General features: G+C 57.1%; 20 protein-coding genes. 10 read left to right on the top strand and 10 right to left on the bottom strand.

All coding sequences use genetic code 11. The features are described 5' to 3' along the window. Nucleotides 1-199 precede the first annotated feature (199 nt). Both QPL95_RS07145 and QPL95_RS07140 read left to right on the top strand, forming a co-directional pair. Nucleotides 200-799 carry a sigma-70 family RNA polymerase sigma factor gene (locus QPL95_RS07145; RefSeq protein WP_303290297.1) on the top strand — a complete coding sequence of 200 codons (600 nt, stop codon included), beginning with the start codon at nt 200-202 and terminating at the stop codon, nt 797-799. Further along, the gene (locus QPL95_RS07140; protein ID WP_303290296.1) at nt 796-1434 is read left to right on the top strand and encodes a ChrR family anti-sigma-E factor; all 639 of its coding nucleotides are present in this window, start codon (nt 796-798) and stop codon (nt 1432-1434) included. Before QPL95_RS07145 ends, QPL95_RS07140 begins: the two co-directional genes overlap by 4 nt. A 51-nt stretch (nt 1435-1485) precedes the next feature. Here the strand turns inward: QPL95_RS07140 and QPL95_RS07135 are convergent, their stop codons facing one another. Continuing rightward, complete coding sequence (locus QPL95_RS07135) at nt 1486-2223, bottom strand: SDR family oxidoreductase (protein WP_303290295.1); 738 nt, start codon at nt 2221-2223, stop codon at nt 1486-1488. Nucleotides 2224-2415: 192 nt separating this feature from the next. Between QPL95_RS07135 and QPL95_RS07130 the strand changes: the two genes are divergently transcribed. Then, nucleotides 2416-4191 carry an acyl-CoA dehydrogenase C-terminal domain-containing protein gene (locus QPL95_RS07130; protein ID WP_303290294.1) on the top strand — a complete coding sequence of 592 codons (1776 nt, stop codon included), beginning with the start codon at nt 2416-2418 and terminating at the stop codon, nt 4189-4191. 198 nt (nt 4192-4389) lie between these two features. On the opposite strand, the gene QPL95_RS07125 is transcribed toward QPL95_RS07130, so the two are convergent. Further along, nucleotides 4390-5547, bottom strand: a complete 1158-nt coding sequence (locus QPL95_RS07125) for a helix-turn-helix transcriptional regulator (RefSeq protein ID WP_303290293.1) — start codon at nt 5545-5547, stop codon at nt 4390-4392. A gap of 232 nt (nt 5548-5779) precedes the next feature. Here QPL95_RS07125 and QPL95_RS07120 point away from each other — a divergent pair, with 232 nt between their 5' ends. From QPL95_RS07120 to QPL95_RS07110, 3 genes are all read left to right on the top strand, one after another. Further along, nucleotides 5780-7066 (top strand): hypothetical protein, encoded by a 1287-nt coding sequence (locus QPL95_RS07120; RefSeq protein WP_303290292.1) that lies wholly within the window; start codon nt 5780-5782, stop codon nt 7064-7066. Nucleotides 7067-7207: 141 nt separating this feature from the next. Beyond that, the gene (tcdA, locus tag QPL95_RS07115) at nt 7208-8014 is read left to right on the top strand and encodes a tRNA cyclic N6-threonylcarbamoyladenosine(37) synthase TcdA (protein WP_303290291.1); all 807 of its coding nucleotides are present in this window, start codon (nt 7208-7210) and stop codon (nt 8012-8014) included. 21 nt (nt 8015-8035) lie between these two features. Then, a complete protein-coding gene (locus QPL95_RS07110) occupies nt 8036-9895 on the top strand; it encodes a sodium:proton antiporter (protein WP_303290290.1) in 1860 nt (619 codons plus the stop codon). Between the two features lie 22 nt (nt 9896-9917). Here the strand turns inward: QPL95_RS07110 and QPL95_RS07105 are convergent, their stop codons facing one another. From QPL95_RS07105 to QPL95_RS07090, 4 genes are all read right to left on the bottom strand, one after another. After that, nucleotides 9918-10898 carry an NADP-dependent oxidoreductase gene (locus QPL95_RS07105; RefSeq protein ID WP_303290289.1) on the bottom strand — a complete coding sequence of 327 codons (981 nt, stop codon included), beginning with the start codon at nt 10896-10898 and terminating at the stop codon, nt 9918-9920. 81 nt (nt 10899-10979) lie between these two features. Further along, on the bottom strand, nt 10980-11450 hold the full coding sequence (locus tag QPL95_RS07100) for a thioesterase family protein (RefSeq protein WP_303290288.1): 471 nt from the start codon (nt 11448-11450) through the stop codon (nt 10980-10982). Beyond that, complete coding sequence (locus tag QPL95_RS07095; RefSeq protein WP_303290287.1) at nt 11447-12532, bottom strand: SMP-30/gluconolactonase/LRE family protein; 1086 nt, start codon at nt 12530-12532, stop codon at nt 11447-11449. The genes QPL95_RS07100 and QPL95_RS07095 overlap by 4 nt, the downstream gene beginning before the upstream one ends. Nucleotides 12533-12597: 65 nt before the next feature. After that, on the bottom strand, nt 12598-13389 hold the full coding sequence (locus QPL95_RS07090) for an alpha/beta fold hydrolase (protein WP_303290286.1): 792 nt from the start codon (nt 13387-13389) through the stop codon (nt 12598-12600). A 389-nt stretch (nt 13390-13778) separates the two neighbouring features. On the opposite strand from QPL95_RS07090, the gene QPL95_RS07085 reads away from it, so the two are divergent. From QPL95_RS07085 to QPL95_RS07075, 3 genes are read left to right on the top strand one after another with little or no spacing between them, the layout of a single operon-like run. Next, complete coding sequence (locus QPL95_RS07085) at nt 13779-14822, top strand: AraC family transcriptional regulator (protein ID WP_303290285.1); 1044 nt, start codon at nt 13779-13781, stop codon at nt 14820-14822. Next, on the top strand, nt 14819-16255 hold the full coding sequence (cls, locus tag QPL95_RS07080) for a cardiolipin synthase (RefSeq protein WP_303290284.1): 1437 nt from the start codon (nt 14819-14821) through the stop codon (nt 16253-16255). Before QPL95_RS07085 ends, cls begins: the two co-directional genes overlap by 4 nt. Before the next feature lie 21 nt (nt 16256-16276). Next, complete coding sequence (locus QPL95_RS07075; RefSeq protein WP_303290283.1) at nt 16277-16984, top strand: GntR family transcriptional regulator; 708 nt, start codon at nt 16277-16279, stop codon at nt 16982-16984. Here QPL95_RS07075 and QPL95_RS07070 read toward each other — a convergent pair. Together QPL95_RS07070 and QPL95_RS07065 are read right to left on the bottom strand one after the other, a co-directional pair. After that, entirely contained in the window at nt 16978-19245 is a 2268-nt protein-coding gene (locus QPL95_RS07070) for a patatin-like phospholipase family protein (protein WP_303290282.1), read from the bottom strand. The genes QPL95_RS07075 and QPL95_RS07070 overlap by 7 nt on opposite strands. Beyond that, nucleotides 19202-19807, bottom strand: a complete 606-nt coding sequence (locus tag QPL95_RS07065; protein WP_303290398.1) for a hypothetical protein — start codon at nt 19805-19807, stop codon at nt 19202-19204. Before QPL95_RS07065 ends, QPL95_RS07070 begins: the two co-directional genes overlap by 44 nt. 240 nt (nt 19808-20047) lie before the next feature. Here QPL95_RS07065 and QPL95_RS07060 point away from each other — a divergent pair, with 240 nt between their 5' ends. Further along, a complete protein-coding gene (locus QPL95_RS07060; RefSeq protein ID WP_303290281.1) occupies nt 20048-20413 on the top strand; it encodes a hypothetical protein in 366 nt (121 codons plus the stop codon). Between the two features lie 6 nt (nt 20414-20419). Here QPL95_RS07060 and QPL95_RS07055 read toward each other — a convergent pair whose 3' ends face one another. Further along, on the bottom strand, nt 20420-23143 hold the full coding sequence (locus QPL95_RS07055) for a transporter substrate-binding domain-containing protein (RefSeq protein ID WP_303290397.1): 2724 nt from the start codon (nt 23141-23143) through the stop codon (nt 20420-20422). 69 nt (nt 23144-23212) lie between these two features. Continuing rightward, the gene (locus tag QPL95_RS07050) at nt 23213-24610 is read right to left on the bottom strand and encodes a GGDEF domain-containing protein (protein WP_303290280.1); all 1398 of its coding nucleotides are present in this window, start codon (nt 24608-24610) and stop codon (nt 23213-23215) included. Nucleotides 24611-24621 lie beyond the last annotated feature (11 nt).

Raw genomic sequence — 24621 nt, 5'->3', positions numbered from 1 at the left:
AGCCCCAAGGCGGGCAACCGGCAATTACCCCCGTGACACAAAAATCACGACTACCCGGCCAGCCAACACGCAATTTCTTCCTGGCAAGAAATCTGTTTGTTCGAGGGTGGCGTACAAACTCTCACTGACAAACATGTGGTGAGTGCATAGAATGATGACCGTAGCCAGATCAAATCATGCGACTGTCAAGGAGCGTCCGGTGACAACACTGGATCAGCAACCAGCAAAAGCCGAGGGCCGAAAGGATCCCTGGGGGGTATTGCTGGAAAAAGTAGGTAAAACTCAGGACAGGGCCGCGTACCAAGCTTTGTTTGAACACTTTGCGCCACAGATAAAGTACTACGCCATTTCCAACGGTATCGCCAGCCATGCCGAGGAACTGGTGCAGGAGGTCTTTATTTCAATCTGGCGGCGGTCCTGCCTGTACGACTGGCGCAAGGCCGCGGCATCCACATGGATTTTTACTATTGCGCGAAACCAGCGCATCGACATGCTGCGCAAGATGAAGCGCAGCAGTGCCGAAATGGCCATAGAGACTGAAGATCTTTGGCAAATCCCCGGCGAAAATGAAGATGAGCCGGTCACCTCCCTGCATCGGCTGATGTCAGAGCGGCGAATCCGCGAGTCTCTGAGCCTTTTGCCGGAAGAGCAGATTACCGTAATCGCCAAGGTCTACATGGAGCACAAGTCGCACCAGATGGTTGCTGACGAGCTCGATATTCCCCTTGGCACCGTGAAAAGCCGGGTACGCCTGGCACTGAACAAACTGAAAGTGATTTTGCAGGATCAGAACGTATGACACGGCATCATCCCGACAGCCTGAGCCTGATGGAATACAGCGCGGGCAACCTGAGTGAGCCCCACGCCCTGTGCATCAAATTGCACCTGGATCAGTGCCCTCATTGCCGAAGCAGGGTGGACACCCTGAACAGCCTGGGTGCCGTCATGATGGACCAACAGCCCAAGGTAACGGTGTCAGAAACCAGCTTTGCGCAGTTGCTGGCTCGCATTGACGAAGCGCCGGAAAGCAACACTCCCATGGTTGAGAGCCCCCGCCTCAGCCCGCTTCAAAAGTTGCTGGGTGATGACATCAACGCTCTGCCCTGGAAACGCCAGCTCGGCGACGTGAGTGTGCTGGATATCAGTGAAAAATTCCCGGGCCAGGAAGAACGTGTGGTGCTCCAGAAACTGGTGGCGGGCGGCAAGGCGCCGGCTCATACGCACCGGGGAACGGAAACCACCATTGTGTTGCAAGGAGCATTCTCGGATGTGAAAGGCGTATTCAATCAGTGGGATTTCGTTGTTCTCACTGACGAAGATGTTCACAAGCCGGTGGCCATCGGTCACGAAGACTGCATCACTTTGTCCATTCTCAGCGCGCCACTGAAACTGACGGGCACGTTTGGACGGTTACTTAACCCGTTCATGCGCTGAAAAAGCCTTCTTTGCAGGTGGCGCTTAGTCGTCACCTGCAAAGAAGCGTTCTCACCACGGTAGATCGCTGCCATCCCAACTGATAAACCGGCCGTTGTCCGCCTCACTCACATTCGACATTACCCGATAAAGGTTCAACGCCGTTTGCTCAGGCGTGTGCACCGTTAATTTTGCCAAAGATTGAGCGAAAGGCTCACTGAGGGCAGACCGCGTCGTACCCGGATGCAACGCCACACAGGCAATGGGCCCGTAGCGCCGGGGCAGTTCTACCGACAGGTTCTTCACCATCATATTCAGCGCCGCTTTCGAGCACCGATAAGCGTACCAGCCGCCCAACTGGTTATCGGTGACCGAGCCCACTTTCGCAGAAACCGCCGCCACCCGCGTCAGCTGCCGGCCGCGAAACCAGGGCGCCAGTGCCTGCACCAGCACACCAAAGCCGATGCAGTTCACCTCGAAGGCCCGCATCAGGTGCTGTGAGTCCAGATCCTCCAGACGTTTTTCCGGAAACATCTGACGATCATGCAACAAACCGGCGGTATAGATCAGGTTGTGCACACCACCCGACGACGCCAGAACCTCTGACAAACTCGCTTTAACCGACGGTTCAATCGGTTCTGCTGCCCGCCAGGGCAACAAATGCAGAGCGGGGTTTCGCCGCAGCTCGCCTGTCACCTGCTCCGGATGGCGGCAAAGGCCAATAACGGGTTGCTCTGGCTGCTGCGCCAAATAGCGCTCGGCCAGTGCCTGGCCAATAGCCCCGGAAATACCCGCAATAACAGTCGTCATCTGCGCCTCCTCAGTGTTGATCAATCAAACGCATTTCAACCATACGAAAAAACAATCCATTCAGGCTGTGTGCAGAAAAACCAAATCATTCAAACACCCGTATGAATGACCATCTTTCCTTTGCGCACTCATGGCTGCAAAGCAAGAACCCAACGGCAAATCTTGCCGATCTCAAAAAACAGGAGAGTGTCCATGCAATACCAGGCGCCCGCGAACGACCTTCGCTTTTTGCTGTTTGATGTACTGGGAGCAGACAAGCTGCACGAACTGGAAAAATACGCCGATGCCACGCCGGATCTGATTTCGGCGGTCATTGACGAGGCCGGCAAACTGGCCGCCGAAGTTATTCAGCCCACCAACCAGATTGGCGACCGCCAGGGCTGCCACTACGACCCGGAAACCAAAACTGTCAAAACACCCGACGGCTTTAAGCAAGCCTACGACAAATTTGTAGAAGGCGGCTGGACCGCGCTCGATGCGCCCCTGGAATTTGGCGGCCAGGGTCTGCCGCACACCCTGAAATTTGTCGTGGATGAAATGGTGTGCTCCACCAACCTGTCGCTCGGCATGTACCCGGGGCTGACCCACGGAGCCATCAGTGCCCTATACGCCCACGGCTCAGACGAACTCAAGCAAACCTATCTGGAGAAGCTGATTTCCGGCGAGTGGACCGGCACCATGTGCCTGACCGAGCCCCAGTGTGGCACCGACCTGGGCCTGATTCGCACCAAAGCAACACCCAACGACGACGGCAGCTACGCCATCGAGGGAACCAAGATCTGGATTACCGGCGGTGAACACGATCTGGTGGACAACATCGTGCATCTGGTTCTGGCCAAACTGCCCGGCGCACCGGACACCACCAAAGGCATTTCCCTGTTTGCCGTGCCCAAGTTTCTGCCGGAGTCCGGTGAACGGAACCCGGCCTTCTGTGGCGGCCTGGAACACAAAATGGGCATCAAGGGATCCGCTACCTGCGTGATGAATTTTGAAGGCGCCAAAGGCTGGCTGGTGGGCGAGCCCAACAAAGGCATGAGTGCCATGTTCACCATGATGAACGAAGCCCGCCTGATGGTCGGCATGCAGGGCCTGGGCCTGGCCGAAATGGCCTACCAGGAAAGCCTTGCCTTTGCCAAAGAGCGCCTTCAGAGCCGCTCGCTGAGCGGCCCGAAAAATGAGCAGGGCCCGGCCGATCCGATCATCGTACACCCGGACGTTCGGCGAATGCTGATGCGCCAGAAGGTACTTAACGAAGGCATGCGGGCTTTAGCCCTGTTCACCGGCCACCAGTTGGACCTCTCTGTTGCTCACCCGGATGATAAAGTGCGTGAAAACGCCGATGACCTGGTACAGCTGCTGACGCCGGTGGTGAAAGCCTTCCTGACCGATGAAGGCTACAACAACGCCAACTGGGGCCAACAAGTACTGGGCGGCTCCGGCTTCACCCAGGACTGGCCGCTGGAGCAACTGGTGCGCGACGGCCGTATTGCCCGTATCTATGAAGGCACCAACGGTATCCAGGCCATGGATCTGGTGGGGCGTAAGCTGTCCCTGAAAGGCGGCCAGCTGGTGCGGGCCCTGTTTACCGAACTCACCGGCTATTTGAAGGACAACCCGGACGCGCCCTACCGAGAGGAACTCAAAGGCGCCATCAAAAACCTGGAGCAGGCCACAATGTGGCTGGCCCAGAACGCCCCGAAAGATCCAGAGCAGGCGGGCGCTGCCGCCACCCCTTACCTGCGGGTAATGGCACTGACGGTGATCGGCTACCTGTGGTCACGCATGGCCGGCGTTGCCAGCCGCCAGCTGGAGGCCGGGGAAGGCAACACACCCCTGCTGCAAGCCAAGCAGGTTTCCGCCCGGTACTACTTTGAAAAACTGATGCCGGAAATCGACTGGTTGGTGAAAGACATTCAATCCGGCAAGGACAGCCTGATGGCGTTCGAAGACGAGCATTGGGTGTCTTAAGCGGCATTCTACCGGTCAAACCAAAAAACATGACCGGAAATGACCGACCGTTGGCAGCTTGTGACCTTCATCGCGACAGATGAAAAATTGATAATGGTCACGTTGATTAGTGTCTCTGAACTAGTCCAGCCCGTCTCTAACCGAGCCGGGCACCTTCTTGAAGCCGCGCCTTGCGCGGCTTTTTTTATGGGCAGAAAGTCAAACAGAGGTGCAGGCCCGGGACAACAGTGACACCAACTCGCCCTGACGACGGGTGCCGGTTTTCCGGAATATATTGTTGAGGTGATACTTCACGGTTTCCCGTGACCGCCCCGAGGTTTCCGCAATATCCGACAAACTCTGGCCACCAACCAGCTCAGCAGCAACCACGGCTTCCGCATCCGTCAGATCGAACAGACTCTTAATCAGCTCGTCACTGATTTCGTTGCTCCAGCTCCAATCGTGCAAGGTAACGAGCGCCCCCTGCGCCAGGCTCCCTGCCTCAGCCGTTCCCTGCAGGGGAGTCACCACCAGCGTGATACGCTGCAGCCCCTGTTCAAGGCTGAAAACCTGGTCATCAAGCTCACGCCTGGCGATTGACGCTTCAACAGCAGCCGATAAGAGGACGGCAAACTGCCGCGCGCTCTCGTTGCCATGGGCCACCAGCATGCCATCACTGTTTACCCTTAACCCGGCGTTGCGTTTCAGGATGTCATCCGCTTTGCCATTCCTGAAGGCCACCCGGAAGGATGCATCACAAATGATGATGCCTCGATTAACACGTTCGAGTACCAACCGCTCAACCGCCGGACCACACCGCCGCTGCATCAGCCGGGTATACAGGCCCACAGCTCGATGCAGGTGGGGTAAGAATCCATCAAAGACATTGAGTTCTTCATAACTGAATTCAGGTTGATCCGGAGAGCGCTGCATTCCGAAAAAGTTGAGGTAATGCCCGTCCATATAGGCAATCGCTCCGGCAGCTTCACAAGCCCCGTAGCTTTCCAGCCACTCTCCTGCCCGGGTATCGCGCCGCAAGCGCTTAACATCCGGGCCAAGATCGAGGTTACTGGCGACAAACCTGCAGTTACCTTCGCGATTGACCGATATCGCTTTTTCAACCAGTACGTCCCTATGGGAAACATGCTCGGAATAGAAACGCAGAGCCTCTTCGGGAATATTCACGGTCCAGGCACCGAGAAGAGAGTTTGCCGCAGTGTCATAGATCGCGAACGATGCACTGTGGCCGTTAAAAACCTGAATAAACCTGCTCAGAAACGGAAAAAACCCCTGTTCCGAGGTGACCGAATCGTAGATCAGGCCAATCAGTTCATGGAAGTCGTGGTTAAAAAAGGTTTCCCGGTCGGAGAAATGCACAGCAAATCACTCTTGTATTTTTGTTTACTACGCAACTTAGCTTAGGTTTTAAAGATATTCCAATAGCTCATAGTTACACATTTCATACAAATCACTGCCCCGGACTCCCCAAACGGGTGGGGCGCCCCCCAACTCCCCTTGCTATATCTCAAGGACCCTTCATCAGGGAGCCTTCGGGCAGAGCCTGGTTCACAGGGCGAGCCAAGGTACTTTGTTGAATCAAGGAGTTGTTATGAACGGTTTTAAAAAACTGGCGTTGGCCGCAGCAGTCTCTTCAGTCGTTGGTCTTGCGGGATGTGGAGGAAGTAGTGGTGGTGGGGGCACACCCACGACAACAGGCTCTACTGCGGAAACCGGAGTGTTCGTCGATAGCCCGGTGGGCAATATTGGATATCGCACGGCAACAAAGGAAGGTGTCACCAATGCGAGCGGCGAGTATGAATACGAAACGGGAGAAGAGGTTACCTTCTTCATCGGTGACCTGGAATTCCCGCCGGTTCCTGCTGCGGGTGTTGTTACACCACTCGATATAGCAGGCACTACGGATACCTCAAACGATACCGTGGTAAACATCGCCAGGTTGCTTCAAACCCTTGATACGGATGGCGACCCAAGCAATGGCATTGCAATCAGTGACACCGCCAAAAACAATGCGACACAAGTTGATTTCGGCATTCCAGCAGCCGATTTTGAAAGCTCTTCCGCTGTCGTCACGCTAATTCAGAATGGCGGCCAAGACACTGCAACTACTGCACTGATCAGTGTGGCAGAGGCAAAGTCTCACCTTGAGGGCACACTTGATAACGAGGGGGTCTCGTTCACCAATGAGACCTCGATTACCGGGGGTTGGATCCTGGACACAAGTGCCGAAACAGGAAATGGTACAGAGCACTTTATTTTCTTCGCTTTCGATGCAAGCACTAACACCTACGTGCATGTTGAGGAAAAGGAACTGCAAACCGAAACTGAGGAAGGTATGGAGTTTGGCACGTTCAGCGTGGATGAAAACGATGTTCTGACCGCCTCCGAAAATTTCTTCAACGAGAACGGCGATATTGGAATTTTCCCCGCCACCGCCGAAGAAAGCGTCGAAATATCCATTAACGGAAATGCGACTTTGAGCGTTTATGAAGAGGGCAATACAGAGCCTGTAGAAACCATTCCAGTAATAAGAATTGAATCTGACGGAATTGTTGGCACCTGGATCTATGAGAATACCAACCCAGCAGATCAAGAAGTCCTCTTGCTGGCTTTCCTGCGAGACGGCACCTATGTTCAAGCGGAATTCTTGAAAGATGGTCCCGAAGAAGGTAACGGCGCCGAGGTAGGAAGTTACAGCTACGATACAAATACCACCGTGATCAGCCCCAGCAACATTATTGTCGACACCAACACCGATGCGGGCCTTTCAGACTTTGTTGGCTCAGCGGATCTCAAAGGCTCAGTCAGTGGAAACACTTTAACACTGACTGTGACAGAGGACGGTACCACTGAAAACCTTACCTTCAAGAGGCTCTAACTCCGAGGCGGACCTAAACTAACCACGGACGAACTCCAGCCGGAGTTCGTCCTCTCCTTTCCTGTAGTTCCCACCGTAAGCTGCGTTACAATTCATCCTTTACTCTCCCAGCGCAAGCCAACAGATCATTACGAGCAACCAATGAGCGCAATGAATCAGCCGACCGACGACTACGCTTTCCGCTTCGGCGGCATAGAGCGCCTCTATGGCCGCAAGGCCCTGAACGCTTTTCGCAATGCCCACATCGCCATTGTCGGCCTGGGCGGCGTAGGCTCCTGGGCGGCAGAGTCCCTGGCCCGCAGCGGCATCGGCACCATGACCCTGATCGACATGGATGACATCTGCGTGTCCAACACCAACCGCCAGCTGCACGCATTGCAGGGGCAATATGGCCGCACCAAAACCGATGCGATGGCAGAACGATTGCGGGCGATTAACCCCCACGCGGATATCCGGATTCACTTTGGTTTTCTGACCACAAAAAATGTGTATGAGCTGATCACCGACGACATGACCGGGGTGGTGGATGCCATCGACAGCGTCAAGGCAAAAGCCGCACTGATCGCCCACTGCCAACGGCGCAAAATTCCGGTGGTCTGCTCGGGCGGCGCAGGGGGCCAGATGGACCCAACACAGATTCAGGTAACCGACCTCAGCAAGACCACACAGGATCCATTACTGGCGAAAGTGCGTAATATGCTGCGCCGGGACTATAATTTTTCTCGCAATCCGAAGCGGCGTTTTGGTATTGAGGCAGTATACTCACTGGAACAGTTGACCTACCCGGCTCCCGATGGCCAGGTCTGCCACCAGAAGCCCGTCACTGACGGCCCAGTCAGGCTCGATTGCGCCTCCGGTTTTGGTGCAGCCAGCCCTGTTACCGCCAGTTTCGGTTTTTTTGCGGCATCCAGACTGCTCAACCGTATTGCCCGCCGGGCCAATCTCTAAACTTATCAACCGGGGCCCACTATGGCCGCAAGCACAGCTCTGATTCTCGCCGGTATCGGTGTCACTTCCCTGCTCTGCCAATGGGCAGCCTGGCGGGTTCGAATGCCCGCCATCCTGTTTCTGCTCGCCGGAGGTATTATTGCCGGCCCGGTGGTCGGCTTTCTGCGGCCAGACGAAGTGTTTGGCGACCTTCTGTTTCCGATGATCTCATTGGCGGTCGCCATCATTCTTTTTGAGGGCAGCCTTACCCTGCGCTATGAGGAAATCAAAGACCACGGCAAGATGGTGCGCAACCTCATTCCCGTTGGGACAATCGTCACCTGCACCGTCGGCACACTGGCGGCACGCTGGGTTTTAGGTGTTTCATGGGAAGTGGCGTTGCTGTTCGGGGCTATTTCCGTGGTCACCGGGCCAACGGTTATTGCACCGCTGCTGAGGGCTGTGCGCCCGACCTCAAAACTCGCCAACATCCTGCGCTGGGAAGGCATCATTATTGACCCGGTGGGCGCGCTGCTGGCGGTACTGGTTTTCGAAGGCATTGTCTCCTGGGGCCAGGGCAATGTCTTTGGCCACTCTCTCTACATTTTCGGAAAAACCCTGCTGGTAGGATTCCTGATTGGCGCTGCTGCGGGCTACCTTAATGGCCTGGCCCTCAGAAAACACTGGCTTCCCCAATACCTGCATAACGCTGGCACACTCACCTTCATGCTCGGTGTTTACGCGATCTCCAATGAGCTGGCACACGAATCCGGCCTGCTGACGGTCACGGTGATGGGCATCTGGATGGCGAACATGAAGCAGGTGCCGGTGGAAAGCATCCTGGAGTTCAAGGAATCGCTGAGTGTGCTGCTGATCTCCGCCCTGTTCATCATTCTGGCTGCGCGAGTGGAGTTTGCAGCCATCGCCGACCTGGGCTGGGGCCTGATTGCGGTGCTGGCCTGCCTGATGTTTGTGGCCCGTCCGATCAGCATTTTTCTGTCGGCGATCGGCACATCGGTGAGCTTGCGGGAAAAACTCTATCTGAGCTGGATTGCACCAAGAGGCATTGTGGCCGCCGCAGTTTCTGCCCTGTTCGCCTTCCAGTTGGAACGGCTCGGATATGAAGGTGCCGAGGCTTTGGTTCCGCTGGTGTTCATGCTGATCATTACCACCGTAACACTGCAAAGCCTGACCGCCCGCCCGATTGCAGACCTGCTGGGCGTGAAGGAACCACCCGCCCACGGCTTCCTGATTCTGGGCGCCAATCCGATTGCCCGGCTGGTCGCCAAGTCCCTTGGCAAGCATGACGTGCCAGTGATGCTCACAGACACGAACTGGGAAAACGTCCGTCAGGCCAGGATGGAAAACCTGCCTGTGTACTTTGGCAACCCGGTATCGGAACACGCCGCAACCCATATGGACCTGACGGGCATCGGCAACTTGTTGATTCTTTCGCCTTACAAGCAGATGAACAGCCTGGCCACCTACCATTTCGTGGACTGGTTTGGCGACGATTCGGTATTCGGCCTGACCGAGGGCGATCAGGATCAGCGAGCCCGGCTGCAAACCGCCGGCAAGGTGCAGCGAACCCGGGGCCTGTTTGATGGGGTCAGCTATGCCAAGCTTGCCAGCCTGGTCAGCCAGGGCTACAGCGTCAAGACCACACAGTTAAGCGATGAGTTCAGCTATCAACAGTTTCTGGATCAATACCAGAGGCAGGCTTTGGTCATGTTCGTGATCGATAGCAAGGAGCACATTTACCCGGTCAGGGATATGGAAACCCTGGAGCCTGAAGATGATTGGGTGTTGATCAGCCTGGTGCCACCGCAGCCGCAAAAAGAGCGAAAAGAACGGGAAAACGGCACCGGCAATCAGGAGGCTGCAGGCACCCCGGTCAACTGACCGGGACCTCTGGCGAATCCGTCTAACGGCAATCCAGAACCAGCTTGCCTCTGACATGACCTGCCTCGAGCAGGTCATGGGCCTCACCGGCCCGCGCCAGTGGAAAGGCCTGCTCGATGTGCACTTTTACATCGCCATCCTCAATCAGTTCGGCAATCTCATCCAGATGAAACACATCCGCCCGGCATCTCATGCCGTGTGCCCGGACCCCCATGGCTTCGGCCGCACTGATTACCTCATCTGCTGTAACCGTCGGAATCGTGACCAGTACGCCGGAATCTGACAGTGTGTGCAGTGAGCGCTTTCCAGCCTCGCCGCCAATAAGATCGAGTACAACATCCAGGCCGTAGCACTCATCGGCAACGTCCGTGGTGTGATAGTCAATCACTTCGTGAACACCCAGCTCCGCCAGAAAATCCCGGTTTTTAGCCGAGGCTGTGGCAATCACATGAGCCCCTCGCTCAAGGGCAAACTGGACTGCAAAGTGGCCAACCCCTCCTGCACCGGCGTGGATCAGAATTTTCTGGCCAGCTTCGAGGCGGGCCACCTCAAACAGCGCTTGCCAGGCCGTCAACGCGGCCAGCGGAACGCCTGCCGCGGTCACCAGGTCGAGCTCTTCGGGCACGATAGCCAGCTCATCGGCCCGGGCGACAGCGTATTGCGCATAGGCACCCCCGGCGGTCGGGAAGCCAATCATACCCATAACCCGGTCGCCCCTGGCCAGTGTGGTCACGTCATCAGCAACCTCGACGACCTCCCCCGCGGCGTCATAACCCGGAACCCAAGGCAGGCTGTTTTCCAACTGGGTTGCCACAAAACCCAGGCCACGACGGGTTTTCCAGTCAATGGGGTTGAGCCCTGCGCCGTGGATACGAATGAGCACCTCCCCGTCACCGGGTACCGGTATCGGGGATTCCGCTACCCGCAGCACATCACTGTCACCAAACCGGTCATAGACCACACGGTGCATGGTCTTGGTGTCCGTAACTTCAGAGGGTTCCATGGGAGTCTCCACACAGGCGTGCATTGGGGCCCAAAGGGGCAGATTTCAGTTTTAGACTAGCAGAAATTCCGGCGATCGGCGTCAGCCCGCAAGGCCCCTGCCACCCGGAACCATAGCGCCGGACAATATTGCAACAAACTCAGCGGGCGCACGGGAGGGCCGCTGAGTTTTCAGATCCACACAGGCATGGGTAGAAAGCCCTCTAAGCAGAGTCTTGCCATCCGCGACCCGAATCAGCTGAAACTGCCGGGCAGAACGGAAACGGCCATCCCAGTCCGTCAGCCAGGTGCCCAGCACCAGCTCGTCGCCAGTATTGGCGGAGGCCAGGTAGTCAACCTCGGTACGTGTAATGGCCATGGCCTTGCCGGTTGCTTCATGCAGGGCCCAGGTCATACCCAGGCTCTCAATATGGGCCCAGCTGATGTCTTCCAGCCAGCGCACGTAGACAACATTGTTGGCATGTCCCAGTCGGTCGGTATCTTCCGGACGGACGGTAATACCCAGGGTAAACGGATCGGGCAGGTCCCAGGCAAAGACCGGTGATTCGCTCATGGTGTTTCTCCCAAACCGGGAATGACCTGCAACGGTAGCCGGCCAATTCGGTCGTTGTGAAGTGAACCAAAATACAGAAAACCCTCATGAGGGTTCACCGAGGTAATTTCCTGAAGATGTGTTCCCTTGGTGTCATGCAGGCTCACCAGCATCTTGCCACCGGCATCAAACGCGACAACCAGGCCATACTCTTGCGGTTGGGGTTTCAGGCTGTCCGGAAGCTTAGCCACAAGGTCCTTGAGCCAGGGGGTTCGGTGCATGGCATCCACCTGGGCATTGCGCAGGGTTGGAAAGGCTACCCAATAGCGCCCTTCATCATCCACCGCCAGGTTATCCGGGAAACCTGGCAGGTTGTTGGCAAATACCTCGGCCCGGCCGGCCTTGGGGCCTGAAATCCAGTATTTAAGAATTCGGTATTTCCAGGTTTCGTTAACCAGCACGTAGTCGCCCTCCGGAGACACAGCCACGCCATTGGGGAAATACAGGTTGCCCAGTAGCACCTCCGTTTTGCGGGTTTTCGGGCTGTATCTCAGCAACCGACCGTGGGGCCGCATTTCCAGTAAGTCCAGCAGGTAGTCAGGCTGTCGAAAGCGGGAACTGGCATCGGTAAAATAAATGCGGCCGTCCGGGGCAATGACGACATCATCGGTAAAGCGGAACGGCGTGCCTCCGGCTTCCCGGGTGAGCACGGTTGTGTCACCGTCTGGCGAAATCGATAACAACCCCTTCCAGGCATCGGCAACAATCAGGTTGCCCTGACCATCCACCACCATCCCTAATGGTCGGCCTTCGGTTTCCAACCAGTTGTCGACCGTGCCATCCGGCCGTACACGGACAATTTTACCGTCTTGGGTACCGGTATAAAGCACACCATTTGCGTCGATTGTTGTATCTTCCGGTCCGTAAACCTGTCCCAGCGCAAGCAGGTCTGCCTGGCGCAAATAATCATTGGGCTGCATAACGCCGGTCATCGCGGGAGGTGTTGGCGCTTCCCACGCCTGGCTGTCAATCGGCGAGGGCGTTAACAAAGCACCACCCAGAAGCAGAAAGACCACCAGCGCGCCTATCAACAACCATTTCATAATGCACACCTGCCTGTTGTTATGATTTTATCCTTCGGGACCCAGCCACCGGCCAGGACAACATTCTACTGCTGCAGAAAACGCCGGCACAGCGAGGCAAAGGTTTCTGCTTTCTCAGCATGCAACCAGTGACCCGTACCTTCAATAATGTTCAGCTCAGCGTTGGGGAATAAGCCCCGGATGGTGCCTTGGTGCTTTTCCTGTATGTAGGCTGAATCCGCACCTTTGATAAACAGCACCGGCCCCTCATAGGGGCCGTCACCCTGGGGTGCAGCGGCCAGGCTCCGGTAACTGGCATCAATGACCGGCAGGTTCAGACGCCAGCGATACACTGTGTCGTCCTGCGTTTGCTCGTCGGCGGGAATGCGTTCCAGGTTCTTCAGCAGAAATTGGCGAACCCCGGCGATTTCAACATACTCTGCCAGCCGGGCGTCCGCGTCGCTGCGGGATTTCACGCCACGGAGGTCCAGGCTTTTCATACCCTCAAGCACCGCATCATGGCGGGGTTCATAGGTTACCGGAGCTATGTCGGCCACAATGATGGCTTTCACTCGCTGCGGATAACTCAGCGCGACCTGCATAGCCACCTTACCACCCATAGAGTGGCCCAGAACGACTGCCTTATCGATGCCCTGAGTATCGAGGTACGCTACAACGTCCGCCGCCATTGCGGGGTAGTCCATATCATCGGTGTGGGGGGAGCTGCCGTGGTTGCGTTGGTCCAGTGCGTGAATCTGCCAGGTATCTTCCAGCCGACGGGCAACCCCGCCCAGGTTTTCGAGAGAGCCAAACAGGCCGTGCAGTAAAATCAGTGGTTCTCCCTGGCCGGAAATCCGGTGATTCAGTTCAACGCTCATACGCAGGCAGCCTCCGGTTCATGTAATGTAGCGGACTACACTAACACTGCCAGAGAACAGAGCAAGAGGAAATCAGGGTGGGGCATCACTTGGAAAAAAGCCGGGCTTGAGCCCGGCTGAAAGGTCACAGACGTATGGCCTGATGGCTCAGCAGTAGAAAATGCTGCCCAGGTATTCTGCAAGGGCAACAACGTTTTCCCGTTCCATTTCACTGTGGGGTACAAAAATTTCCTGTTTCATACAACGTCTCCTGCTTTGATCTTTGGGTTAATTCAACCTGATGGAACACATGCTATCGTTTAAGGGGTGGGCCGCCGTTGACGCGCCGTGCCATTCGTTTGACATTTTGTAACACGATCACCAGATACCCTCGGGAGCCAGGCGTCGGCATGATTGATGCGCAATCAGAACAAGAACATACGCCTCATGTGGCAGCCTCCAGTACGCTGGCGCTCGTACATTACCTGGAGACCCGGGGGCTGTTGAATCGCGTGAAAGTTGAGCAGGAAACCGGACTGACGTTAAGCACACTGAACGATCCGGATCTTCGCATTCCCGCCGAAACCCATTACCAGCTCTGGGAGCTGGCCGAACAGTTAACCGGAGACCCGGGCGTTGGACTGCACGCCGGCCAGGTCATCGATCCTGAGCGCATGGGGTTGGTGGGCCATGTGTTCTTCAACTGCGATACGCTGGGTGAAGCAGTGATTCAGTACGTGCGACTGCACCGGCTGATTAACGAATCGGTCACCCTCAGTTTTGAGCAGACACCCGACCAGGCAATACTCACCTGGCAACCGGACAGGCCCGATCACTACTGCCGTCAGGATATGGACCGAACCCTGGCTGCAGCACTTTGCCGCACGCGGCATTTTATTCACCGGGGCATCGAGGCCGACTGGCTCGAAATTGCCCACCCGGAACCCGAGTACGCGCAGGAATACCGAAAGCTGTTCGGCGGTCAGGTTTTGTTCGGCTGCGGCATAACCCGTATGGCGTTCTCCAGCAGCCACCTGGGGCATGCCATTCCACACCGGAATCCCTATGTCTATTCGGCGGTGCTGAAGCAGGTCAACGCCGTTCTCGCTCGCCTGCAAACCCGCCGGTCTTTTAGCCGGAAAGTACGACGCCTGATATCCCGGCAGATGGCCACCGATAAAATTGATGCCGACACTCTGGCCCGGCAGTGCCACATGAGCCGGCAAACGCTGTATCGCAGACTGAAAAAAGAAGGCCTGAGCTTCCACGATCTGGTGGAACAGGTGCGCAGAGACAAAGCCTTGCGTTATGTCGCCGAGGACCAGTATGCACTGGGGGAAATCGCTTTCTTGCTTGGGTTTTCCGAGCTCAGCGCCTTCAGCCGGGCCTTCAAGCGCTGGACCGGCGCAGCGCCTGCCCAGTTCAGGGCAGAGCACAGGGAGGGCAAACCATGAGTACCGATACCCTGACGTTATTCGCCATCCCGATTGCTCTGCTTTACATGGCTTCACTGGCCTGTATTTACCGCATCCTGCTGACGTACCGGACGGCTCAGGGCGCGATCGCCTGGATCATTTCCCTGATTGGCCTGCCCTACATTGCCGTTCCCATGTTCCTGCTGTTCGGCCGTTACCGCTTCGGCGGTTATCTGAAAGCACGACGAATGGGCAACGAGGCACTAAGCAGCCTGCTGGATCAGTTTGAAAACCAGACGACCTCAATCTCCAACCCGGGCCAGGAGCACTTCAGTGATGAACTACAGGTGCTCTGCAAGCTAAGCCGTCAGCCATTTACCAGCGGCAATGACTGCAGGCTGTTAAGGGACGGAACGGCCACCTTCGAGGCGCTTTTCCAGGCTATGGAAGAGGCCCGCCACTACATCCTTCTTGAGTTCTACATCGTTCGTTCGGACAAGGTTGGCCACCGCATCAAATCCATTCTGGAGCGCAAGTTGGCGGAGGGCGTAGCGGTCTGGTTTCTCTACGACGACATCGGCAGCGTATCGCTGTCCCGGCGCTGGCTTAAAGAGTTGTCAGCCGCCGGTGCACGGGTGGCATCATTCGGAGACGGCAACATTCGCCGGCGGCGCTTCCAGATCAACTTCCGGAACCATCGAAAGCTGCTGGTATGCGACGGCCGCATCGGATTCGTGGGGGGCATCAATCTGGGAGATGAATACCTCGGCACGGCGATGGACCAGGAACCCTGGCGCGATACCCATTGTCGCATCGAAGGGCCGGCGGTAACGGGCCTGCAGCTGGCCTGGCTGGAAGACTGGAACTGGGCAAGCGACACTCGCCCTGAGCTGGATTGGTCGCCGGTTTCAACACTGCCGGGTGAAGACGAAGTTCTGGTGTTACCAACGGGACCGGCGGATACCTGGGAAACCTGCACGCTGTTTTTTCTGAACTGCATCAACAACGCCCGCAGCCGGATCTGGATCGCGTCTCCCTATTTCGTGCCGGACTTCCAGGTGATGAACGCGCTGCAGCTGGCAGCCCTTCGTGGTGTGGATGTTCGCATACTGATCCCGGAGAAATCCGACAGCCGGCTGATTCGGGTGGCGGCTTATTCCTACCTGGTTCAAGCCTGCCAGGCTGGCATTGGCATCTACCGATACCAACCCGGGTTCATGCATCAGAAAGTGGTCATGGTGGATGAACGGTACGCGGCGGTGGGCACTGCCAATCTGGACAACCGGTCGATGCGCCTGAACTTCGAGATTACCGCCATCAACACCAGTGCGGCTTTTATCCGGCAGGTCGAAAGCATGCTGAAAGAGGATCTGGAACAGTGCCGCCTGATGACCGAAAGCGATTACCGGGATCGGTCCATCCTGTTCCGCCTTTGGTGTCGCGCTGTACGCCTGCTCGCGCCGCTGCTTTGAACTGGTTCTCAGTTAGCGCTTGTGCGACTATGGGCAACCCGAAAACAGTCCGTGCAGTTACTGGTGCCCATGAACGCATTCAAGCCCAAAGAAACCCTGACCGAACAGGTTGCCCGACACATCGAGAACCTGATTGCCTTCGGGCAACTGCGCTCCGGAGAGCGCATCTACGAGAGTGCCATGGCAAAAGAGATGAACGTAAGCCACGGGTCGATCCGGGAAGGCTTGCTGTTGCTCGAGAAACGGCACCTGGTCAAAAACGTGCCCCGCAAAGGTGCCTTTGTCACCCCACTGGACGAGCACTTTGTTCATAGCCTGTATGAAACGCTGGAGCTGTATCTCACCCACACCGGCCAGAAGCTTGCCAGGCAATGGCAACCAGACGACATGGCAAGGCTGGAGTCTCTGCACGAACAGATGCAAAGCTGCTACGAAAAAAACGAGCTGATGGCGTTTCTTGAGCTGGGCATTGAATACACCAAAGCGTCACTGGTGTACGCCGACAACTACTTCATTGTGTCTGCGATAGAAGACCTGTGGCCGTCCGCAAAACGGTGTGCTTTCGTGGCTTTCCGCCAGGGTGGCAAGCAGGTGCTTGAGGACAACCTCGCGCACATGGAAGAGTCCATCCAGGTTATTCGCGCCAGAGACGAACAAGCCCTGGCCGACATTCTGCACCGGTACGCCATCCAGCAATGCCAGCAGGTACTGGCGGCCCTCGATCAGTAGAACAGCTGGGTAAACGAGAACCCGATGTTCAGATAAGCGGTCCAGTTATCTTCATTGTTGTAGGCCGTAGACAGCTGCACCGGGCCCAGGAAGGTGTCGATACCGGCAAACAGGCTCCAGGATCTCACCAGATTCGACCAGCGGGCATCGTCCATGCTTTCCCAGGCATTGCCCGTCTCAAAACCAACCCCGGCAAACCAGGGCAGCACCGGCCCACCAAACTCCCGGCGTGCGTAGGCCGAAGCGAGAACGGAATCATTACCCGTCAGTTCGCCGGGGGCGTAGGCCGATAATCGTCTGAAGCCCCCCAGCCGGGCAGCGTTTTCCAGGCCCGCATCGCCACTCAATACCTGTCGCGTAAACAGCAACCCGGTCACATTGAAGCGCTGCCAACTGGCGGTGCCCAATACCATACCGGTGACGGCATCAAAATCCCGATCTGAACCCAAGCTGTCCCGTTCGAACCGCCCCCGGATGCCGGCAAACGCACCGGATTTCGGGTAGAACGCATCACTCAAAGAGTCGTGTACCAGCTGCACACTGGCATAGCCCTGATGAATGCTGCCCGCAGGAGCAACCGGCTCACCCACTTCATCATCAACCCGGGCATAACCCCGCACATAGCCCAGGCGAACCTCACCGTTGCCACCAAGCTCCATACCCACCGCGGCATCAATCTGACGGAACGCCACATCAATTTGTGAAATCCTCGTACCGTCACGATAGATACTGTAATCGTCCCGCCGGTATTCCACGCCAATGACGGCGAACCGGTCGTAGCCGTAATCCAGCGGTTGATACCACTGGCTACGAACCCAGGGCTGAGTGCCAAGCTGCAATCCCGTTTGCCACTCTGCGCCAAGGCGATTCAATTCCGTCATCCTGAGGCCCGAGGCCAGATTGAACCGGGTATCACCGTCAAAGTTGTCTTCATAATTCAGGCCGAACGACAGGTAGTTCGGCCCCCAGCTTTTTTCGCGGGCCTGAATGTGCAGCACCGGGCCCTGCTCTGACGGAAACAAAGACCAGGACACGCTTTCGTAATAGCCAAGGCCGTATATGCGTTTGAGATCTGATTCCAGGCGTTCCACATCCAGTTCCTGCCCTGGTTGCTGACGGATACGCTCTCGGAGGAAGTCGTTGGCCAACCGGCGGCCCTGAGTAAACTCAATCCGGGCCACCGGGCCAGGCGGCTCGCTTTTGCTTTCCAGGGCAGCTCGGTAGGTGCGCCATTCATCAGCCGACACCGCCAGGCGGTTCAGTGCGACCGCATGTTCACGGGCAGCACTTGCACCCAGTTCAAAGAGCACCGGGCCGTCAAAAAAATCTGCGGATCCATATCCCTGCAAGTCAGGTTGAATGAGAGTGTCCTTGTCGGTGAGCAGTGCCAGCTGATTCTCGGTGTTGCGGCGGGTCATTAACGTGGTCAGCTGACCAACTACCGAGAACGCTTCTTTCATCTGCTCGGTTTTCAGCAGAGGGTCGGTTATGTCGACAGCAATGACGATATCCGCCCCCATATCCCGGGCCACGCTCACCGGCAGGTTGTTTGCCACGCCCCCGTCAATAAGCAGGCGCCCGCCCCGTTCCACTGGAGCATACACCCCCGGGATGCTCATACTGGCGCGAATGGCATCCGCCAGGTTACCGCTGTCAATGACGACTTCCACACCGGTTTCCAGGTCCGTCGCGACGGCACGAAAGGGAATCGGAAGTTTGTCAAAATCATCCACCAGCGCGGCATTTCGAGTGAGCTCATTCAGGATAAAGCCCAGGTTCTGGCCAGTGACCAGACCGCCGCCGACATGAATACCGTCCTCACTGATGCCCAGCCCCGGTGCGAGCGGCAAGCGCCAGTCTGACTGCTTGCGCCGTAACGGCTTGTAGACTCGGCCCGGGTCGTCACGGAAGCTTGCCAGCCAATCCAGGCCAATAAAACGTTGTTCAATTTCATCGACCGGCATGCCGGATGCGTACAACGCCGCAACCGCGGAGCCGGCGCTGGTGCCGACCACCATATCGACCGGCACCTTCATTTCTTCAAGCGCCCGCAGTACCCCGACATGGGCCATGCCTTTTGCTCCACCGCCGCTCAGCACCAGTCCGACCTTCGGGCGTTCCTGACCAGCGCCTGGCGTCGGCACCACTGCAAGCAGGACCAGAACTGACAGCCATAGAAAGAACCGGGGGGCGGTGCTCAGAATGTCACTGGTCGGATTATTTATGTGGATCATCATCGGCCAGTGAAAGATGAGACACATCAGGCACCACCGGCGGAGGCAGGTCACGCTTGACGCCGAGATCGGAGCCCGGGGGTGCCAGGCTCCACTCATCCAGATGTTCAAACATCGGGGCTTCGGCCTCCTGGTGTTCCGCCAGAGTCACGCCAACCGGGTCCAGGCCCAGGCCGGACCCGGCAAGAATGTCATCCACTCTCTCACCGGCGACCGGTAGCCGGTCGCCCGGCTCCACTTCTGGCGCCTTACCGGCCCTGGCCGGCGCTTCCGGCCGGCTTTCCACGGCAGACTCAGGACTTACCTTGGGCACAGACGGCGCGGCAGCTGGCTGACGTGCCGGTGCCTGGGGCTCAGGCGTGGTCGCGGCCATCGACTGCACATAAGCAACCATGCCGTGCTTTTCCAGTACCGACTGATATTTCTCGGCCTGCACCTGCTCCAGTTTGTTGCGGATCACCACCGGCTGACCGCTGAACATGCGGTCCAGCTGCTCCACACTGGCTTTAAAAAGGGCTCGGGCGTTTGCACGGGCCGTTTCAGGGTCCGTACCTGGCGTACACTCACCCTTGAACACGAGCTGGAACATGGCGTTACCTCTTTTTCTTTTCAAAATGGCTCTGTTTTCATCATAGCTGAAAACACCCTGGGCGGCAGTTCTGTGGACTCGTGTTAATCCTCACCCCGCAAATCGTGTCAGCTTTGCAAACAATTGAAAAATCGCTTCGGTATGTGCAGAAAATAACGACACTCTCTGCAATAATCTAAAGTAACGAGATTTTACATTTGGTTACACGGAAGCTGACTAACTCCCCGGCGAGATGCACCCATGAACATTCGATCACTGGCCCTGACATCGACCCTTGCGGCTTGCCTTGCCGCTCCTGGCGCACAGGCAGAGAACCTCGATGTGCTGATGCAGCAGGTCTTTCCAACCGCTGAGGCCACTTATATCGGCTATGAAAGTATAGAGCGGGAGGACATCCCCGAGCCGGCTGCAGTCGATCGCAAGTATCTGGTGGTGGATTTTCGCTTCAAAGGCCAGCAACCTCCCGCAGAGCAGTTGCAAGCCAGCGTACACAAGGTGTGCATGACGCTACTCAAAGACCGGCAACTGATCCGGTCCCTGTCAGACTCGGGGTACGACATGGTGGCCGTGGCGTTTGATCGCCAGTCCCAGTTCGACTGCCTTTGAGCCCGGCTACCCACCCTGGCCCAGAAGCCGGGGGAATGCCTCAAGCGCCGTATTGACCGCATCCAGATTAAACGCTTCCACATCCGACAGCAGTTTTTCGCCATAACGGGTAACCGACAGGGAGCGGTGGCGCTGGCCCCAATCGATGATTCTCAGTGCAAAAGCTTTCATCTGCTCCGGGTCGCCGCTCTCACGAACGTCCTGCCATTCGTCACCGAAGTCTTCCGCAAGGCTTTCCCGCAGCCAGCCACGCTCCTGCATACTCATGGTCTGGGCCAGCAAACGCTCGGATTCCTCAGGAGCTCCGTCATCTTCGGCTTCTTCTACGGTGGCCTCCACTCTCGGCAACACGACTTTGAAGGTGGAGCCAGCCCCTGGCTCACTTTTCACCGTCAGCTCTCCGCCCATCATTTCCACCAGCTTACGGCTGATGGCGAGACCAAGCCCTGTGCCACCATAACGCCTGGAACTCTGGCCTTCCTGCTGCTCGAACGCATCAAAAATACGGTCCCGCTGGTCTGGCGCAATACCAATACCCGTGTCGGATACGGTCACGACCAGACGGTAATACCTGACCTCTGACTCCTCTTCGTCAGGCTCTCCCAGCAGTTTGGCCACCGCACGAACGGTGACCTCGCCTTCGTGGGTAAACTTGATGGCATTGCCCACCAGGTTGAACAGAACCTGCCGCAGTCGGGTCTCATCCAGCATCATGGCCGAAGGCATTCCCGACCCCACACTGACTTCCAGGGTTATGCCCTGCTCGGTGGCCCGCAGGTCAAAGATGTGCCGGACGTCACTGAGCAACCGGCGCACAGACACCGGGCCAAAATCCAGGCGCATTTTACCGGCCTCAATCCGCGACAGGTCCAGTATGTCGTTGATCAGCATCAGCAAGCTTCGGCTACCCGCACGGATCGCATTCAGGTAATTGCGCTGTTGGGGATCGGTTACCGAGTTAAACAGCAGATCACTGTAGCCGATAACGGCGTTCATCGGGGTTCGGATTTCATGGGACATGTTGGCCAGAAATTCACTTTTGGCCCGGCTTGCGGTCTCTGCCTCCCGGGCCAGTCGCTCTGCCTCCAGCTTTGCAGCCCGCAGCTCATCTTCGCTGCGGCGCAGGGCATTCTCAGAGCGAATGCGTTCATCCACTTCCAACGACAGTTTTCGGTTCCAGTACAGGAAAATCAGCACCACCACCACGGCAATCAGGATAATCCGGCGCACGACGGTGTAATCTGTCTCCTGCTCGATATCCAGGTGAATCCAGCGGTTATAAACGGCTTCCGCTTCCGAAGCGGGCAGGCTGCCCAGGGCTTTGTTGAGAATGCGATGAAGCTCCGGGCTGGATTTTCGCACCGCCAGCCTCAGGTCGTATTGGTAGGGCGTGATGCTGGTTATTCTGAGATTAGAAAGCCCAAGCCTTGCGACGGTGTAGCTGACCGCCGGGATGTGGGTAACCATGACATCAAGATCACCATTGGAAAGCGCTAACAGGCCATCTTCGATCGTTTGTTGTGGGTAAAGATCCAGGTCCGGGTGGTTGATCAGCAGATAGTCATGGCTGGCCTGACGGTTGACCACGCCCACTTTTTCATTCCGCAGTTCTCTGAGATCACCGATAAAACGACCACTATCCCGGATGGCCAGGGCAATCGGTACCGACACATAAGCACGGGTAAACAGGAACTCCTGTTCCGTTCGCGGCGTCCGGGACATGCCCGGAAGCACATCAACATCACCGTTTCTCAGCTGGTCTTCCGCTGAAGCGCGGGTGGCAATCAGCTCTCTGGTGAAGCGTGTACCCAGGGTCTCTTCCAGCCGGGTGACGAGATCGGCCACCAGCCCGGCGGCGCGGCCATCCTGCTCGAACTCAAAAGGTGGCCAGTCGCTTCTCAAGCCCACCTTGAGACCCGAATTATTTTTCAGCCACTCCTGCTCCGCCGCCGTCAACGCAACACCCCGGCCCTCAAGCGCCGGCATGCTGGCCTGTAACCAGGATTGACGGATCTCCCGATGTTCATTGTGGCTGAGGGATGCGATTGCGCGCTCAACAATTCTGAACAGCTGCCCCTCTTCAACCGGCACCTGCAGCACCACATCAACCGGCCGGTTATCCAGCAACACCGCCAGCCCGACACCATTGATCATGGCCGATTCCAGATAATCGGAAACCACGGGCACTGGCGCCAGGAAGGCATCGGCCTCGCCAGAAAGCACCTGGCTGACGGCCTCACCGAGACTGGCAACCGGCACCGGGGTAAAACTGTCCACCGGGTCCAGCAATGGAAACTGGTTGGGGTCGTCGCCGATGATCGCCACATTGGCCGATTCCAGGTCCGACAGCGTGCGAAATGCCGCATCACCGGCATTCACAAAAACCCCATAGGTCAGGCTCATCAGCGGAGTTGTGTGGCGCAAACCCGGAATCACCGGGGAGCCTGGAATCCGGGTGGTCAGCACCAAGTCGGAGGGCAGGTCCTGCGCTGTCGCCATAAACGGCTGAACAGGCAAGTTCAGTTTGTCGGATAGCCTGGCTAGGTAGTCGGCCCAGATACCGACCAGTTCGCCCTGGCCGCTGTCAAAAATCAACGGCATCTGACTGTGGCGAATTTCAACCCGGATGCTTTCCTGCCGGCTCAACCACTCCAGATCCTCCAGACCCAGAACCGGCGCCGGTGACACTTGCGGGGGGTCGGCCAGTGCAACGGCCGCCAACAGGCCCATCACCAGACTTAACAACAGCCGGGAAAAAAACGTCACTGCATATCCTCTTGATTCAAAGGGTTGCCTGCGTCAGTTTGCAACTGCGCAATTGCGCCCGGCCTCTTTAGCCTGGTAGAGCGCCCGGTCGGCGCGATCGAATACCGTGTCTTCCGTGTCACCATCCACCAGTTCCGACAACCCTGCCGAAAAGGTGATGGTGACCGGCTTGCCTCCGAAATGAAAAGGTAACCCTGCAACGTATTCCCGAAGCTGATCAATCACCACCACCGCATCCTCCACCGACGTTTCCGGCATCAGCAGAACAAACTCTTCACCGCCATACCGTGCAATAAAATCCGTGGTTCTCAGGCGACTGCTCAGCTCGCGGGCGACCAGCTGCAGAACGCGATCGCCGGCCTTGTGGCCATAGGAGTCGTTGATGCGTTTGAACAAGTCAATGTCAATCACCGCCACAGTGAGCGCGTGGTGATAACGCTGCCACCGGTTGTACTCAAAGGACAGGCGTTCCTGCCAGGCTTCACGATTGGGTAGCTGGGTGAGCAGGTCCGTCATTGCGCGTTCCCGCTCTTTACGGACTTGAGTCTTCATCTGCTCGGAGTGGGCTTCCATGGCCGCAATTTTGTGCTGCATGGCCTCCAGCTGCTGGGACTGCAGGGTTTCCCGCTGTTTTTCACGCAGCCGGAAGCGCCCCAGGGCGTTGCCGATAAACTCCAGGCGCTGGCTGACGGAGACTTTCAGGCCATCCAGATCCTGGCTTTTGGTGATATCGTCGCTGACTCGGCTCAGCTCATCCCGAATTTCCCGATCCAGCGTCTCGGTGTCATCCTGCCTCGATATCTGCGTTACCGACTGCTGAGAAAAATGCTGACGCAAGGTTTCGAGGCGATCATCCAGGCGTTTCAGGAAGGCCTCGAATTCCCGCTGGCTGCGGGTAACGGCCTCGATGACCAGCTCGGCCACCTGGTTCAGGCCCTGGCGCAGAACCGACCAATCGTTGCTGGACAGCAGCGTATTCTGAAGCTCCCGGGCTTTGGCTTCTGCCTCTGGCCCCAGTGTTACCTGACCTAGCAGTTGCCCCAGCAACTGGCCGACACGACGGGCAATTATCAATCGATTGTCGGTATCCGAAATGTCGGTGCTGTCACCTGCCACAACCGATTTGTGCTGCTCCGAAACCGGAACATGGGAGGTTGCAGGCGGCTGTGGATCATCCAGAAGGGCGATCTGCCGGTCGATCTGTTCTTGCAACTGCCGCCAGGTTTCCACATCGATGGTCTGGCGACGGATGTCTGATCTCAGGCGACCCAGAAGGCTATCGAGCTCAGGCCGCTGACCTTCTGACGCCAGGCTGGTACGCACCAGCATTCGCTCCAGCAGTTCCCGTTGCGTCTGCCATTGGTGCTCGTGCCGCTCTGCCTCACTCAGGGCCTGAAGGTATTTCTCCTTCCAGGACTCTTCCGATGCCATGAATTACTCCC

Source organism: Marinobacter sp. SS5-14b (genome assembly GCF_030541005.1).
Lineage (GTDB): Bacteria > Pseudomonadota > Gammaproteobacteria > Pseudomonadales > Oleiphilaceae > Marinobacter.
This window is presented reverse-complemented; position numbering and strand designations above follow the sequence as displayed.

What these genes read in the sequence shown, in the direction of transcription:
- QPL95_RS07100 (WP_303290288.1), bottom strand. Translation starts at nt 11,450, where the DNA reads ATGAGCGAATCACCGGTCTTTGCCTGGGACCTGCCCGATCCGTTTACC.
- QPL95_RS07095 (WP_303290287.1), bottom strand. Translation starts at nt 12,532, where the DNA reads ATGAAATGGTTGTTGATAGGCGCGCTGGTGGTCTTTCTGCTTCTGGGT.
- tcdA (WP_303290291.1), top strand. Translation starts at nt 7,208, where the DNA reads ATGAGCGCAATGAATCAGCCGACCGACGACTACGCTTTCCGCTTCGGC.
- QPL95_RS07085 (WP_303290285.1), top strand. Translation starts at nt 13,779, where the DNA reads ATGATTGATGCGCAATCAGAACAAGAACATACGCCTCATGTGGCAGCC.
- QPL95_RS07090 (WP_303290286.1), bottom strand. Translation starts at nt 13,389, where the DNA reads ATGAGCGTTGAACTGAATCACCGGATTTCCGGCCAGGGAGAACCACTG.
- QPL95_RS07130 (WP_303290294.1), top strand. Translation starts at nt 2,416, where the DNA reads ATGCAATACCAGGCGCCCGCGAACGACCTTCGCTTTTTGCTGTTTGAT.
- QPL95_RS07050 (WP_303290280.1), bottom strand. Translation starts at nt 24,610, where the DNA reads ATGGCATCGGAAGAGTCCTGGAAGGAGAAATACCTTCAGGCCCTGAGT.
- QPL95_RS07070 (WP_303290282.1), bottom strand. Translation starts at nt 19,245, where the DNA reads ATGTGTCTCATCTTTCACTGGCCGATGATGATCCACATAAATAATCCG.
- QPL95_RS07065 (WP_303290398.1), bottom strand. Translation starts at nt 19,807, where the DNA reads ATGTTCCAGCTCGTGTTCAAGGGTGAGTGTACGCCAGGTACGGACCCT.
- cls (WP_303290284.1), top strand. Translation starts at nt 14,819, where the DNA reads ATGAGTACCGATACCCTGACGTTATTCGCCATCCCGATTGCTCTGCTT.
- QPL95_RS07135 (WP_303290295.1), bottom strand. Translation starts at nt 2,223, where the DNA reads ATGACGACTGTTATTGCGGGTATTTCCGGGGCTATTGGCCAGGCACTG.
- QPL95_RS07140 (WP_303290296.1), top strand. Translation starts at nt 796, where the DNA reads ATGACACGGCATCATCCCGACAGCCTGAGCCTGATGGAATACAGCGCG.
- QPL95_RS07055 (WP_303290397.1), bottom strand. Translation starts at nt 23,143, where the DNA reads ATGGGCCTGTTGGCGGCCGTTGCACTGGCCGACCCCCCGCAAGTGTCA.
- QPL95_RS07110 (WP_303290290.1), top strand. Translation starts at nt 8,036, where the DNA reads ATGGCCGCAAGCACAGCTCTGATTCTCGCCGGTATCGGTGTCACTTCC.
- QPL95_RS07105 (WP_303290289.1), bottom strand. Translation starts at nt 10,898, where the DNA reads ATGGAACCCTCTGAAGTTACGGACACCAAGACCATGCACCGTGTGGTC.
- QPL95_RS07060 (WP_303290281.1), top strand. Translation starts at nt 20,048, where the DNA reads ATGAACATTCGATCACTGGCCCTGACATCGACCCTTGCGGCTTGCCTT.
- QPL95_RS07120 (WP_303290292.1), top strand. Translation starts at nt 5,780, where the DNA reads ATGAACGGTTTTAAAAAACTGGCGTTGGCCGCAGCAGTCTCTTCAGTC.